This is a genomic window from Streptomyces sp. NPDC107550 (assembly GCF_055639095.1).
Genome location: NZ_JBVKBC010000002.1, coordinates 56158 through 69763, shown reverse-complemented (window position 1 = coordinate 69763; position 13606 = coordinate 56158). Strand labels below are relative to the sequence as shown.

Below are 13606 nucleotides of genomic sequence, written 5' to 3'. Positions count from 1 at the left end.
TACGCTGCCAGAGTCAGCCTGTGATCAGCGGAGGCACGATGAGCAACCAGCGATGGACCGACGACGAGCTCGCCGACCTCAACGAGACCATTCAGGCTGCCCTCGAAAACGGTAACCAGGACCTCGTCGACTACTGGACCGGCATCCGCGACGGCAGCACCCCCGTCACCGACTGGGAAAACCTCCGCGTCGACCTGTACGCCAAACACGGCATCGACGTCGGGCACAGCGCGGCATAATCCCAGACCATGGCGAAGCACCGCAGCCCAGGCACCCGCATCATCTACAGTGACGTCGCCGCCCGGCAGGCCCGCCAATTCACCCCCGTCGAAGTCATCGACGTAGACCGCGCCCTCTCCGCCATCGCAGCCGACCCCACCATCGGCATCATGCGAATCAAACCCGAGCACGGCGGCATCATGTGGGAATACCGGGCGCCAGGAACCACAGTGCGGATCATCTACACCATGACCGTCCGCCGCACCATCGTCACCGTCGCCTACTTCGAAGCATGACAACGCCCCCGCAGCCCATACAGGGCGCGGGGGCGTTGACGCAGAAGCGTGGGGGCTAGGCGGCGGCTGCGAGCGCCCTCGTAGGGTCAGCCAACTCCGCGTACACCTGCTCGGCGAACCGCCAACCCGCAGGCGTGTGCCCGAACCGCGCCCCAGACCGAGGCGCCACCAACACAACCGGGCCCCCGCCACCAGACGCCTGCACAACACCCAAGCCGTACACAGCAGCCTCCATCACCAGCACCTCCGAACCCCCGGCCACGCCATCCAGCCACACCACCGACCGGCAATACGCGCCAAACCGGCCCGCCCGAACAAGCCCGCCACGAGCCGGCCGCAACATCCGCACCACAGACAGATCCACCGTCAGCGGACGCACCAAGCGGCGCGTCACACAGCCACCCGACCACTCCACCACGCCCGACGGACAGCGCCGCAGCAGCCGCCGCTCCATCAACGTCAACGACGCCACAGGCACGGGCAGACCGGCAGGCAACCGCATCAGACGATCCAGCACCGACACATCCAACACAGGAGACACACGCTGCCGGGCACGGCGCTCGACCTCTGCTGCGTTCAACCGAACCGACAGTGCAGCCCGCACACCGCGAACCCGCACCTCCACCACCGAAGAACCCGCCTGCAAGCCGCCATCGACCGACTCGCAGACTCGGCGAGCAGCATCCAGATTCACGCGCGCGGGCATCAGGCGCCCCCCTCCGGGCCGCTAACCGCCCGCGCCATCCACTCCGCCCGCACCGCAGCAAGTCGGCGCTGAGTCTCCCGCAGCTGCTCCACGCGGTCGGCCAGTGTGTTGATGACCGTCTCCAGGCCGTCCGGGTCGAGGCCGTCGATGTAGTGGTCGTCGACCAGCTCGACCACCGCATACGGCAGCCGCTCCGCGATCTTCGGCGACCACGGCTCCACCTTGATCACCGTGGATAGGACCCGCAACTCCTCAGCCCGGCCGTCCTCATTCACCGGCAGAGTCAACGCGTCATCCCAGAGCCAGCACCAGATGTCCTCACGCGCCGTCGGCGACGCCATGTCGCCGCTGTGGTCAAGGGCGCATCCCGACATGCACGTGTACTGCTGCCGCTCGCCCGTGCCCCGGTCGACAAACGACCACGAGCGGGGCTCGGGCCCAGGAACGCACAACTCGTGATGCGTTAGAGTGGCAGACATTCAGATACCTCATCTCTTCGCAGGGTGGATGGATCTGTGACCAGCGGGTTCGCGCTCCTGGTCAAACTGGCCCGGTGTTCGCGCACCGGGCCTTCGCTTGCCGTGGAACCTACCGGGGTGGCGCCTATGAGACACAACGCTTGCGATCGGATCCGGTACTTGCGAGGCAGGGAAGAAAACCAACTGGCCTAGGCCGTGACCTGCTAAGTCACAATCCTCGGACCTCGGTTTTCCCTCCCGGCGGGATGCACCTAGGGCCGATCTTGTAGCCAGAGGCCCTGATGGGGGATGCCGACAACCTGGCCGGAAGTAAACGGTGTTGCGATGGCGCTTCGAAGGTGGCGCGCAGTGACGGTCTTTGGGGTCGCGCCGAGAAGTCGACGTTCCGTGATCCGGCCGACTCGGGGCTGCGCGGACCTCGCGGCCGCGGCATCGAAGAGGCCACCGGCCGTAACGCAGCAGGTCAGCCGAAGAAGCCGAGAGTCGATCACGTGCAGCAGGCGTGGAGCGAAGACGGTCACGGGGTGCCCCGTCGGGTCTGGTGCAGTCCTTGACGCACCGCTCGCACATGAGTAGCTGCCTTGGCTGCGGACTCGAAGTGGAAGGGGCGGCCGTTGCTGTGGCACGCCACCGCCTGGAAGTCGATCCGCCTCTGCTTGGTGCAGAGGAGCCGCAGTTCCACGTGGAAATCCTCCGTCTCGGCGATCGTGTGTGTCACGCGTGCCCGGTGACGTATCGGGCCTGGCGCCAGGACGGGGGCTAGGTCCACCGATGGCTGCTGTTCGGTCGCTGCTGTTAGAGCGCGCACGAAGCCCGAGCGTAGGACGGCGCCGAGAAGGGTTCGCTCCTCGGCTTCGATTGCCACGTGAGGGCTGTGCATGCGCCCCCAGCGTGCGACCTGCAAGAACCATGCGCGGCGCAAGTAGGTGTTGAAGCGCTGTCGCTCGGCAGGGCTGGCAACGGATGGTCCTGTCTCCAGTGCGCCGAGCAGGGAGTTGCAGGATGAGCAGATCAGGCCGCGAACGGCGGCGTTCCCGTAGCGATGGTCGTGGTCGATGATGAGCCGCCCAAGGGCGGTCTCTGCGGCGTCGACGCCGCACACTTCGCAGTGGCCGGCGGATCTGGCGCGTAGCGCTTCGAACTCGGCGCATTCCATCTCGTATTGCAGGTGGGTGCCGCAGCGGGCGGCCCCATCATGAGGGTGATCAAGCGCGGTGCGGTCATTGGGTACGAGCATGCCGCTCCTAACGGTGCGTGTGGCGTCAGCCACCATCGGGAACGACTGTAAGAGGTTTGTTGAGTAGTTGGCAACGCTCTCGTTGGCTGCGAATCAGATAGGGGCCCGACGCGAGAGCGCCGGGGCCCTATCTGATTCGCAGGTCAGAACTCGTACTCAAGCTCGTACAGGTGCCCCGCCTTGATCATGAACTCTGCTTGGATCGGCCGGTCATCCACGCTGTACGTCACCCGGAACTGGCGCAGCACCGGCAGCTTCGTCGGCATCTGCAGCGCCTCCTGCTGCTGCGGGGTCGGCCACCGCGCCGCCACCTTGTCCACGCAGCGAAGTGGCGGCCAGCCCGCCTCCGTGAGGACTCGGCCGGCGCCGCCCTTGATGCGGCGCTTCTCGGCGATCGGCGTGCCCTGGGCGAGCTCAAGCGGGAAGTAGACCTCGACCAACTCGCAAGGCTCATCGTCGAGATAGAGCACCTGGCGGCGAAGCTGCGCCTTGCCCTCGGGCTCAAGGCCGAATGCCTCGCGCACCAGGAACGGCGGGACAACCTCCTCGACGTTAAGGAGCTCGGACCGGCCGGCGAGACCCTTGCGTTCGGCGGAGCTGATCCACTGGTACTTCCCGCCGTCGGCGGGCGGGTTCTTGTACTCGGCGGGCGTCATGGTGCGCTGCCGGTGCTCGCGGGCGTAGATCCCAGCGCCGCGGCGGGTGTAGACGAGGCCCTCGCGTTCCAGGATCGCCATGGCGTTCTTGATGGTCTGGGCGGCGGCGCCGAACTGTTCGGTGATCTTCCGGCTGGAGGGGAGTGGCTCGCCTGGGGGGAAGTCGCCGTCCAGGATGCCGTCACGCAGGTAGGCGGCGATCTGGTCCTGTACGGGCCAGATCGGCTTCTCTTTCTCGTCCGGGCTGTCTGTCATGTCAGTCGACCTTCATTGAGTAGTGGTGCCGCCCAATGCGGCCGGGGCTGACCATGACGGACACCTCGTAGGGGCGCCCGCTGCTGTTGGTGATCGTGCGGGTGAGGGTCAGAATCCACTCGCTGTTGTCGGCGAGCTGGAGCGCCTCGGCCTCGTCCCTTGTCGGCCGCCGGGTCTGTACGTCCTCGTCGACCTGGTGCGGCGTGTAGCCGAGCTCGGCCAGTAGTCCGACGGCGCCGCCTTTGATCTTGCTGGGCCTCTCTAGGGGGGTGTCGCCCCCGATGTCGGCAGGCCAGTACGAGGTCTCGTACTGGATCGGCTGCCCGTCGAGCAGTACGAGCCGGTGGCGGGCGGCGACCTGTTCCCCGGGTGCCAGGTTCAGGTTCTCGGCTACGGCACGTGGAGCGGGCTCCCGGCCGGCGCCCAGGATGCGATGCGTCCCCGACTGTCCTCGGGTGGCGGCCTCTTTAGCCCACGTGTCTCCCTGGCTGCCGGCGATGTATGGCGCCGATGAGCCGATCCACCGGTCCTGGGTCATCTCCACTCCTCTCCCGCGCAACTTCTCAAGAGTCCTTCAGCAATTTCTCCCACCATAAGCCCACGTCAGCCGGGCTGGTGGGGCTGTCGAGAGCGACCCGTTCAAGTGAGAACCTTGCAAGGTCTCAATAGACCTGTCACAGTCGTTGGTGTTCCCGCCCCCGACTCCTGGATTGGAGAGCCCGATGCTGCCTGCGGCTCAGAAGCTGCTGACCGTGAAGGAGACCGCATTTGAGCTGCGGGTCTCCGAGCCGACGGTCTACCGCTGGATCTCCAACGGTGACCTCCCGGCGATTCGGTACGGGCAGCCGCGAGCCGAAGGCGACAGCCGGCGTGGGGGAGCGATCCGAATCCCGAGGAGTGCCGTCGAGGCGCTGCTCGCCCTCGAAGAGGAGGTGGCCTGATGGCCACGGCAACCCCCACCCCCGCCCCGAAGTCCGTCCCGCTCCCGTCGGAGCTCCCGACTTTCCCCCTTCCGTCTGTCGCGGTGGATGCGTTGGCTCGTGTTGAGGCGGCGTTGTCGATGTCGTCGGCTGACCGGGCTGGGCATGAGGCTGCGTCTCATGTCCGTGGTCGGGTTGTGGTGCGGTCGGCGGTGGCGTTGTGAGGTGGTCTCGTTTCCGCCGGATTCGCGCGGACCGTCGGCGCTGGGCTGCCGCTCAGTCTCTGTCTGATCTGGGTGGCCTGATGGCTCTCTGGTTGGAGGGTGACCTGTCCTTGTGGCCGGGTTACATGCCGGGGTGCGGGCCGGACGAGGAGACGGCGGACTTGGTCCCGTTGTTGGCTCGCTTGAATCGTGCGGGGTTTGTGACGACGGATTCGCAGCCGGGCTGTGACGAGGTTGGGTTCGATGGGGCGCGCTGGGTGCAGCGGGCTGCTGTTGCCGGGCTCATCGGGGACGAGGGGCTGTTGTTCCGGATTCGTGCTGCCGCCCGTGCTGTGGGCCTGGAGGCGATGTGTGTGCATCCGCGGTTGGGGTTGTGGACGCATGACACTCCGGCAACGTTCCGGGACGGTGTGGTCGTGACGTCGTTTGGGCGTGAGTTGTCGCCGCGTGACCGTAGGTGGACGTGGCGGGGGATCGGCTCGGCGGCGATGGCGGAGGTTGTGGACTGCTGGCAGTTGGCGATCGTCGATCACGTGTCGGGCCGTAACGATCGCCTGTGGCCGGCCCTCGACAAGGCGCTCCAGGCCCCCACGGTGGCGCCGGCTTAGTGCCATCCCTTAGGCGTCGCGGGTGGGGAGTTGACGTTCCCCCACGGCCTCCCCGCCCGCGACTTCCCACACCAGTCTCCGGTTCTGCCGGTGGCTGACCGGAATCCCTACTCGGGCCCCGGTTGGTCGGAAGTCGCCCAACGGTTCCCCCCTGCCGTTGGGCGGCTCCCCGCCAATCGCCCCATTGCTTGACCCCACTCACCGCTGAAAGGGCACTGCTATGTCTCCGTTCGTGTTCGATGCCGACCTGTCCCGTACCGAGCTGGGTCGTGTGGCCCGCGAGTCGACTGTGATCGACGCCTCCGACCTGTTCGGTGACCCGTTGACGCGGGCCCTGTACCGGGAAGACCGGTACGCGGTCCCGGCCGATCAGCGACTCACGTGCCCGATCCACCTGGACTGGGCGGCCGACTGCCTCGACCTCCACGTCGCCGTCACCCGGGGCGCCGCCTGATGACCGCCGCCGAACACATCCAGTCCGCCGAGCACCTCCTGAAGAGGGGCGCGCTCGGTGACACGTCGCCCTGCCACCGCGAAGAGGCCGACTCCTACTCGCTGGCAGCCATCGCCACTGCGCTCGCCGACATCGCTACCGCCACTCAGTCGACAGCTCTCATTCCTGCCGGCCCGCTCCCCGCGGGCGTGACGGCTCGGATCGTGACCGCCTACGGGGTGCGCTTCAACGACCTGCGCGCCTCGGTCGATGTGATCGACGAGATCACCGTTGATGGTGGCTGCATGTCCCGAGCGGTCTGTGGCCCGTGCGGAAGGCAGGTCGCTGAGGAGCCACGGACGTTCCGCGATAGCGCCCTTGACGCAGCCGCCAGCCATGCCCGCACCTGCATGGCCATGCCCAGCCCGGCCGAGGAGGCTCGGTGATGGGTCGCCTTCGTCCCTCGACCTTGGTCGCGCTGATCTTCGCCGTCCTGTTCACGCTCGCCCGCCCCGAACTCGTCACCACGATGCTGTCGGCGCTGGGCTGGCTGCTCACCGCTCCTGCGGGCTCGGTGGTGCTCGGGGCCGGCCTGCTCGTGTCGCTCCTCCACTGCGCGCGGACTAGCTACCTCGTCCGCGCCTACCGCTAACCCTCGGAAGGACACCGCTGTGGCCGCTCGCCGCAAGAACCAGCAACCCCGCCGCACCCCCGCGGCGGCCACAACCAACCCTGGCCCCGGCAATACGACCGTTGCGCCCGTCCAAGCACAGGCCGCCGCAGCCGCGGCGGAGGCGCTGCTCGCTGATGCGCGAGCCAAGGCAGACTCCATCATCGCTGCAGCGCTCGCAGACGCGTCCGACAAGGCCCGCGAAGCCAACGAGCAGGGCGACGAGTTCCGTGCCAGAGCCGAGCGTGCGGCTGAGCAGCTGCGCCGCGAGGCGGCCGACGAGGCGGAGCAGATCACCGTCTCCGCCCGAGCGGCGGCCGAACGGTTGCGCGCGGACGCTGAAGGGCACGCCGTCGACCGTCAGGCACAGGCCGAACTGGCCGCGCAGCGTACCGAGAAGGCCGCCCAGGCGCGAGCCGAGGAGATTCGTGAGCAGGCTGTCGCCGACGCTCAGCGGGTAGCCAACGAAGCCCACACTCGGTACACGCAGACGATCGACAAGAGCCTCGCCGAGTCGGGCCGCATCCTTCAGCAGGCCAAGGACGAGGCCGAGCGTCTACTCGACGCCGCCCGGCAGGCTGCCGCCCGGCTCACGGCGGACGCGAACCGGTACGCGGAGGCCCGCATCGAGCAGGCCACGGCGAACGCGAAGGAGCTGCAGCAGCAGGCCGTCACCGATGTTGCTGCCGGCCGCCAGTTCCGCGAGGAAGGAGAGGTGTTGAAGTCGGCGGCTGCCGAGTTGCGCGCCGCCGCGGAGCAGACACTCGCCGACGCATCGACGCGCACGGCCAGGAAGCTGCACCGCCGGAAGCTGAAGGCTGAGGCGAAGCAGGCCCGCAAGCAGGCGCGGCCTGCGAAGCCGAATGCGGTGAGGCTGAGCGTGACGCACCGAGCCCTCATCGTCCTGATCATTCTTGGTGCGGCGGTCATCGCCGCGATCGGCTTCACCGGCTCCTACGGTGCGGTCCGGGATCTCGCCCGCGCCAAGGGCTTCGGTGACTTCGCCGACGTGCTGCCCATCGGAGTCGATGCAGGCATCGGGGTGCTCCTCGCCCTCGACCTCCTCATGACGTATCTGCGGATGCCGCTGCCGATGCTGCGTCACGCCGCGTGGATTCTCACCGGCGCCACTGTGTGGTTCAACGCCGCCGCGTCGTGGCCCGACCCGATCGGTGTCGGCCTCCACATGGCAATGCCTGTCCTCTTCGTCATCGTCGTCGAGGCCGCCCGGCACGCGATCGGCCGTCTCGCGGAGATCGAGGCGAAGGAGCACACGCAGACACCGAAGCTGATCCGTTGGGCGCTGGCATTCCGGTCGACGTCCCGGCTGTGGCGACGCCAGCACGTATGGACGGTCCGCGATCTGAACCAGGCGATCGAGGACGAAGGCCAGCGGCTCGTCTACATCCGCCAGCTCCAGGCGAAGTACAAGACCCGTCGGGCCCGCACCCGCAAGAGCTCCGGATGGAAGCAGTTGGCGACGGAGATCGAGCTGATGCCGCTCGACCTGTACGACACCGGCGTGGCGTTTCAGGAGGCGCTGCGACGTGCGCAGATTGCCGCCACGCAAGGCGCCACGGCAGCCGCCACAGAGCGCCCGGCCATGCGCCACGAAAAGCGCCCTGGACCCGCCACGAAGACGCCACCGAGTGACGCCCTTGGCCGCCACGAGAGCGCCCAGGAAAGCGCCACGAAGGCGAGCAAGCACCCCGCCACAGGGCGCCCCAAGAAAGCCAACAAGAAGCGCCCCGAGGGCGCCACCCGCGCCGAAGCCAGGGACGCCCTCAGGGCGCTATACGACAGCCTCGGCCGGCGTCCCCTCGAAGGCGAACTCACCGCCGAACTCAAGCGGATCAACTCCAAGTACGACTCCCGCCAGTACGCCAACAAGCTCCGCGGCGAGATCGAACAGAAGGAGCCGCACCTCGCTGCGCTCGGCTCCGACAACATCACCCCGCTCACCGGATCCTGACCCACTCGCGGCTCATGCCGCACGAACGCCCAGGAGGCGACCACATGGCCGACGTCGGATCAATCAACCGGCGGAACAGCACCCGCATCAACGGTGCCCAGCACACCGGGAACCGCGTTCCGCCCCCGCCGAACTACCCGCCGTCGAACGCGGCCCCCGCCCCTGCCAACGGCAGCAGCAACAAGTTCTCCGGCAAGGTCAACATCAACAAGCTGTCCCTCGTGCCCGACATGCCGTCACTGCCCCCGCTCTCCTTCAGCTACAGCAAGACGACCGTCGTGCAAGGCGGCAGCGGAGGGGGCGCAGCAAGCCGGCACGGGACACCAGGGTCCGGGTTCACCAGCGACGAGGACATTCGCGCCTACTGCGAGCACCTGCGCAAGGACGCCCGCCCGAAGGCTGTCGAGCGGGCCCTGGACGCCGAAGTGCTGGAGTCCACCCTCCGGAACATCCCCGACGTGCACGGATCGATGTCCGGATCGCGGGGGCGCGCACGGAAGGTTGCCCGGCACCTGAGGCGGATCGCCGCCGCAGAGAAGCTGATCGCCAAGCAGGCAGCAGCCCTGTACGCCTCCTTCACCCGCGAGTTCGAGGCCGAGCTGGCGCAGATCAGCAGCGGCCGACCGCACGGCACCCCGCGCACCCCGCCGCGGGGTCGGCAGTACAAGGTCTGGAAGAACGGTCTGTGATCGATCTGCTGGTAGCGGCAGCCGCAGCGTGCGTGTTCGCGCTGTGGCTGAACCGCCAGTACGCCGTCCTCGTGCGGGACGGCCTAGCAGCGGCAGCCGTCCTCTTCCTGATCTACCTGGCGATAGCCGCGAACCGCTGACACCCCTCTCACCTGCACTGACACTCGCTGACACCCGGAGCTGACACCGTGGCTGACACCCTCAAAACCGACCTCTGGAAGGCGGCTAAGCATCCCCGCCTCCGGCCCTGGTACGGCATGGCCGCCACCATGCCCGCCAGTATCGGCATGCACGCCTTGTGGGGCCAGTCCGCTGGTGCCGGCGCCGGGCTTGCGATCGCCTCAGTGGCGTTGACCGCCACCACCTGGTGGGCAGGCGATGGCACAACGAAGCCCCGCCGTCTCCACGCCACCCTCTCGACCGCCGCCGGCACCTCCTACCTGGTCATCGCCACCGTGACCGATCCCTTCAGCCCGTTCCTCGCCTCCACCTGGGCCATTGGCGGGATGGTCGCGGCTGGCGGCTGGAACATCCGGCAGGCCCTGCGCGTCAACCCCGATGCCAAGACTGGCGAGCAGGGGGCCGCTGAAACGGGGCTGCTGGTGAAGTCGCTCGGCAAGGCCAAGGCCGCCCTGCGCGGCGAACCGAAGGTCGAGCCGAACAAGGTCACCGCCCCCTACAAGCTGGCAGGTGGTGAACTCACCAACGCTGACCTGGGCAACCGGATCAACAACATTGCCAGTGAGCTGGGGATTTCCCCCAACAGCATCCGGATCGTGCCCGACCCGGAGGACGCCTCCGCAGGCGAGTTCGTGTTCGTCCCCAAGGACATGCTCGTCGACGGCGCCCCCTACCCCGGCCCGTCCGCCCCCGGAGCATCGATCATCGAACCGGTCCAGGTTGGCATCTACGAGGACGGCGACATCGAACAGTTCTGGTTCCCCGCCTCGGAGAAGCAGCGCCGTAACGCCACCCACTTCTTGGTCGCCGGCATGAACGGCTCCGCCAAGTCCACGGGCATGACCTGGGCCATCATCGAAGCACTGACCAGGCGCGACTGCATCGTGTGGGCGATCGACGCAGTGAAGGGCATGCAGACCCTCGGCCCGCTCCTGCCCTACCTGGACTGGGCCGAGATGAACCGGCCGGGCGGCCACGCGATGATCGATGCACTGCCGCAGGTCATCAAGGCGCGCGCCGACGAACTCGGCCGTCACGGGTTCAAGAACTGGACGCCTGAAGCGTTCGACAAGCTGGGCATGCCGTACCTGATCGTCTGGGTCGAGGAATCCGCCAGCTTCTTCCGTGACGGCGCCGAGATGGAGGCCGTTGTCGAGGCACTGCGCTCCGCAGGCGGCAGCATCATCGTCTCCCAGCAGCGCCCCTCCGCCACCTCCATGCCCACAGACGTGCGCGAACAGCTCGGCGGCGCCTTCGTATTCGGCGTCAAGGGCTCCACCACCGCCGACATGGCACTCCCCGATGACGTCCGCGACGCCGGCGCGCGCCCGGAAGCCTGGGAGAACCGCAAGCCTGGCTACAACTACCTCGTCGCTCCCGGCATCGACGAAGAGCGCTACGCGATGAAGGCGCGTACCTGGTCGCCAATCCCCGACGACGAGATTCGGGCCGTCCTTGAGCAGCACTACGTGCCCACGGCCGCTGGTCCCACCACCACGAACGCCGCTGGCGAGGCATACGCAAACCGCAAGATCTACATGCCCGGTCAGGCCCTGACCAGCATCGACTCCAAGGAGACCGTGATGAGTAAGGAACACGAGCAGCGAGAGGAGGAGGCCATCCTCGACCGACAGGTGCTGCGCGACGTTGACGAGTACGTGCCCGGCGGTGCGGACGGTGATGAGCCTGACGTCGACCCCGACCTGGAGATCGCTCCTGTTCCGCAGGGCCAGGTCTGGCGGTTCGCCAAGCCGGAGCAGCCCCAGGAGAAGAGCCAGGCTGAAGCCGAGGCTGAACTGCTCATCATGCTGGATGAGTTCCGGCAGCAGGGGCTGACCGAGGTCGGTCCTCGTCACTTCCAGCCTCACGGGAGGTCGGGACGCTATGGGCGCGCTCGTAGCTGGCTGTCGGCGAAGCTCACCGACCTTGCTGACGAGGGGGTGCACCTGCAGGAGTTGGAGGAGCCGGGGACGTACAAGCTCCTGTACCCGGCGATGACGAACGCCTCCTGACACCCTCTTGACCTGCACTGACATCCTCTGACACTCGATCGGGGTGTCAGCGGGGGTGTCAGAACCGCTGACACCCTGCCCCGCCTTAGGTCAATGCGCGTGCGCGCGCGATCTGACACCCCCGCCTGACACCAATCTGCCTGTCAGTTGGCGCAAACCATCAGATACCGGAGGAATTGCCGTGCAGTTCAACCCCCCGAACTACGAGTGGTCCGCGACCACGGTCCGCGAGGCCCACGAGTTCCTGGACGCAGCCAAGGACATGATCAGCGCTCACATGGCCAGCCTCGCGCCCGGCTCCCAGAGCCTGATGCAGCGCGAGCGCGAGACGCCCATCAGCCTGACCCTCCGACTCGACCTCACCCCGGTCGTGGAGCGCATCAACGACAAGCGCACCGTTGACGCCCTCGCCGCCGACTTCAACGGATCGGAGGGCCAGTGATGTTCACCGGAACCCCCGCGGAGTACCGCAAGGCCATGGCGCAAGCGAAGGAGTGCGGCGCACAGATCAACGACCTGCTCAACAAGATCGAGGCCCTCGGCGTCGGAATCGTGCGCACGCAAGGCCCCTTCAAGCTGGCCGGCCCGGACTTCACGATCCGCCGCCATGGCGACCGCTGGATCTACACCGCCTAGGAGACCGCATGCCCGCGCCCGAGCCGCGCCCGACCATCACGGACGGGCGGCGCGAACCCACCGCGCAGGAGATCGCCGACCAGCTCATTGCCGCCGTCGAAGAGGCGATCCCCAAGCCCGTCCCTCTCACGCAACCGCCCGCGCCACGGACCCCGCCACCGCCCGTTGAGCAACCCGGCACCCCGGCCATGAGCGCAGGCGAGACACAGGTCGGCAAAGTCGCCATCTACATCGGCGCCGGGGTGAGCATGCCGATCCTTGCCGGTGCCGTGTTCATGGTCGCCACGGAGCACGCCAACCCTGATGTCATCGCCTGGTGTGCGGGCGGCATCGGGAGTCTGACCGCGTTGATCGCAGCACTCGGCTACCTCGTCAGACGCGTCACTGCTGTCGCCCCGCCGGAAGTCCACCACCACTACCAGGGCCCCGTCGAGATGAAGCAGGTCCGTGTCGAGACCGTCAACAAGTGGGGCGGCCGAAGCACCACCAACACTGACTAGCCGCCCCGTCTGCCGACCGCCGCAACCAACGGCAACCGTCAGCCATACGAGAAGGCCCCGGCCGCATGGCCGGGGCCTTCATCGTGTGTCTAGTGTCCGCATCCGCGGGCCGTGGGCGGCAGGGTCACGGGCGCTCCCTGTCTGCCGGTTCGCGCACGGGTACAGCGCGGGCGACCCACCGGCCTGCCGCATCCATGGGCAGCGTGGCGGGCTGCAACCGCAGCCGCTCGCACATCAGCGTGAGCTGCTCCCGGCACACCGACTCCGTCGCCGCCCGCACCATGAACACCACCTCATCCATAACCCGAGTGTGACGCCCCGCATGGGGGAGCGGGGCGGGAACCGGGGGATTGGCTAGGGCGCGGCTTGCCGCTCTCGAAGCTCGTCGAGGAGCGACGGGTTGACGATCGTGATGATCGCTTCGATGTCCTGGTCGATGACGGCGGGCCACAGGATGTCGCGGGCAGCCCGATACTTCGCGGCGAGCCGGGTCCGCTTCTCCTCGGGAAGCTGAGCGGCCCGGTCAGGGCGGGAGTTGTGGGCGTTGTCGGAGATTTTGAGCAGCACCGCGTCGCGTCCCTGCCCGGTGATACGGGCCACTTTCTCCTCGTAGGGCACGCCCCGCTGATTCGTGACTGCCTCTACGAGTGCGACCACGCTGTCGGCGACGCCCTCCGCGCGCAACTGCTCGGCGGTCCAGTCGGTGTCTTCGATGATGTCGTGGAGCAGGCCGGCCATCACCAGTTCGTCGCCGAACGGCGCGAGCCCGGCAGCGACCGCACGAACGTGCTCGATGTAGGGCACGCCGACCTTGTCGACCTGACCGGCGTGGGCTTCGGCCGCGAGCGCGTCGACCTCGTCGATGCTCTTCATGCCTGCTCCTCGTCGAGCTGGGCGCGCAGCCACCGCATGAG

21 protein-coding genes are annotated in these 13606 nt (G+C 67.7%); 14 read left to right on the top strand and 7 right to left on the bottom strand.

The features are described from left to right. The first annotated feature begins 38 nt into the window (after positions 1–38). Positions 39–239, top strand: a complete 201-nt coding sequence (locus tag ACZ7LY_RS03055; RefSeq protein ID WP_471622737.1) for a hypothetical protein — start codon at positions 39–41, stop codon at positions 237–239. Between the two features lie 9 nt (positions 240–248). Then, a complete protein-coding gene (locus ACZ7LY_RS03050; protein WP_471622736.1) occupies positions 249–515 on the top strand; it encodes a hypothetical protein in 267 nt (88 codons plus the stop codon). A 55-nt stretch (positions 516–570) separates the two neighbouring features. On the opposite strand, the gene ACZ7LY_RS03045 is transcribed toward ACZ7LY_RS03050, so the two are convergent. The 5 genes from ACZ7LY_RS03045 to ACZ7LY_RS03025 all read right to left on the bottom strand — a co-directional run bounded on the left by ACZ7LY_RS03045 (position 571) and on the right by ACZ7LY_RS03025 (position 4386). Further along, entirely contained in the window at positions 571–1221 is a 651-nt protein-coding gene (locus ACZ7LY_RS03045) for a hypothetical protein (RefSeq protein WP_471622735.1), read from the bottom strand. Beyond that, positions 1221–1700: a DUF6907 domain-containing protein gene (locus ACZ7LY_RS03040; protein WP_471622734.1), complete on the bottom strand. Its 480-nt coding sequence runs from the start codon at positions 1698–1700 to the stop codon at positions 1221–1223. Before ACZ7LY_RS03040 ends, ACZ7LY_RS03045 begins: the two co-directional genes overlap by 1 nt. 517 nt (positions 1701–2217) lie before the next feature. Then, positions 2218–2937, bottom strand: coding sequence for an endonuclease domain-containing protein (locus ACZ7LY_RS03035; RefSeq protein WP_471622733.1), 720 nt, complete (start codon positions 2935–2937; stop codon positions 2218–2220). A gap of 143 nt (positions 2938–3080) precedes the next feature. Next, positions 3081–3848 carry a GntR family transcriptional regulator gene (locus tag ACZ7LY_RS03030; RefSeq protein WP_471622732.1) on the bottom strand — a complete coding sequence of 256 codons (768 nt, stop codon included), beginning with the start codon at positions 3846–3848 and terminating at the stop codon, positions 3081–3083. Position 3849: 1 nt separating this feature from the next. After that, a complete protein-coding gene (locus tag ACZ7LY_RS03025) occupies positions 3850–4386 on the bottom strand; it encodes a GntR family transcriptional regulator (RefSeq protein WP_471622731.1) in 537 nt (178 codons plus the stop codon). 184 nt (positions 4387–4570) lie between these two features. Between ACZ7LY_RS03025 and ACZ7LY_RS03020 the strand changes: the two genes are divergently transcribed. From ACZ7LY_RS03020 to ACZ7LY_RS02965, 12 genes are all read left to right on the top strand, one after another. Continuing rightward, positions 4571–4789 (top strand): helix-turn-helix domain-containing protein, encoded by a 219-nt coding sequence (locus ACZ7LY_RS03020; protein ID WP_471622730.1) that lies wholly within the window; start codon positions 4571–4573, stop codon positions 4787–4789. A gap of 199 nt (positions 4790–4988) precedes the next feature. Beyond that, positions 4989–5600, top strand: coding sequence for a DUF6919 domain-containing protein (locus tag ACZ7LY_RS03015; protein ID WP_471622729.1), 612 nt, complete (start codon positions 4989–4991; stop codon positions 5598–5600). A gap of 220 nt (positions 5601–5820) precedes the next feature. Next, complete coding sequence (locus ACZ7LY_RS03010) at positions 5821–6054, top strand: hypothetical protein (protein ID WP_471622728.1); 234 nt, start codon at positions 5821–5823, stop codon at positions 6052–6054. Then, on the top strand, positions 6054–6479 hold the full coding sequence (locus ACZ7LY_RS03005; RefSeq protein ID WP_471622727.1) for a hypothetical protein: 426 nt from the start codon (positions 6054–6056) through the stop codon (positions 6477–6479). The genes ACZ7LY_RS03010 and ACZ7LY_RS03005 overlap by 1 nt, the downstream gene beginning before the upstream one ends. Continuing rightward, complete coding sequence (locus tag ACZ7LY_RS03000; protein ID WP_471622726.1) at positions 6479–6685, top strand: hypothetical protein; 207 nt, start codon at positions 6479–6481, stop codon at positions 6683–6685. Before ACZ7LY_RS03005 ends, ACZ7LY_RS03000 begins: the two co-directional genes overlap by 1 nt. A 19-nt stretch (positions 6686–6704) precedes the next feature. After that, a complete protein-coding gene (locus ACZ7LY_RS02995) occupies positions 6705–8675 on the top strand; it encodes a DUF2637 domain-containing protein (RefSeq protein ID WP_471622725.1) in 1971 nt (656 codons plus the stop codon). Positions 8676–8719: 44 nt separating this feature from the next. After that, entirely contained in the window at positions 8720–9364 is a 645-nt protein-coding gene (gene traA / locus ACZ7LY_RS02990; RefSeq protein WP_471622724.1) for a plasmid transfer protein TraA, read from the top strand. Continuing rightward, the gene (locus ACZ7LY_RS02985; protein ID WP_471622723.1) at positions 9361–9504 is read left to right on the top strand and encodes a hypothetical protein; all 144 of its coding nucleotides are present in this window, start codon (positions 9361–9363) and stop codon (positions 9502–9504) included. The genes traA and ACZ7LY_RS02985 overlap by 4 nt, the downstream gene beginning before the upstream one ends. Before the next feature lie 48 nt (positions 9505–9552). Further along, the gene (locus tag ACZ7LY_RS02980; protein WP_471622722.1) at positions 9553–11556 is read left to right on the top strand and encodes a plasmid transfer protein TraB; all 2004 of its coding nucleotides are present in this window, start codon (positions 9553–9555) and stop codon (positions 11554–11556) included. Between the two features lie 181 nt (positions 11557–11737). Continuing rightward, positions 11738–11998 (top strand): hypothetical protein, encoded by a 261-nt coding sequence (locus tag ACZ7LY_RS02975; RefSeq protein WP_471622721.1) that lies wholly within the window; start codon positions 11738–11740, stop codon positions 11996–11998. Next, the gene (locus ACZ7LY_RS02970; RefSeq protein WP_471622720.1) at positions 11998–12192 is read left to right on the top strand and encodes a hypothetical protein; all 195 of its coding nucleotides are present in this window, start codon (positions 11998–12000) and stop codon (positions 12190–12192) included. The genes ACZ7LY_RS02975 and ACZ7LY_RS02970 overlap by 1 nt, the downstream gene beginning before the upstream one ends. 8 nt (positions 12193–12200) lie before the next feature. Further along, positions 12201–12692 carry a hypothetical protein gene (locus ACZ7LY_RS02965; protein WP_471622719.1) on the top strand — a complete coding sequence of 164 codons (492 nt, stop codon included), beginning with the start codon at positions 12201–12203 and terminating at the stop codon, positions 12690–12692. Positions 12693–12816: 124 nt separating this feature from the next. Here the strand turns inward: ACZ7LY_RS02965 and ACZ7LY_RS02960 are convergent, their stop codons facing one another. Together ACZ7LY_RS02960 and ACZ7LY_RS02955 are read right to left on the bottom strand one after the other, a co-directional pair. Beyond that, positions 12817–12993: a hypothetical protein gene (locus tag ACZ7LY_RS02960; protein ID WP_471622718.1), complete on the bottom strand. Its 177-nt coding sequence runs from the start codon at positions 12991–12993 to the stop codon at positions 12817–12819. A 53-nt stretch (positions 12994–13046) separates the two neighbouring features. Beyond that, positions 13047–13565 carry an HD domain-containing protein gene (locus ACZ7LY_RS02955; RefSeq protein ID WP_471622717.1) on the bottom strand — a complete coding sequence of 173 codons (519 nt, stop codon included), beginning with the start codon at positions 13563–13565 and terminating at the stop codon, positions 13047–13049. Between the last annotated feature and the right edge of the window lie 41 nt (positions 13566–13606).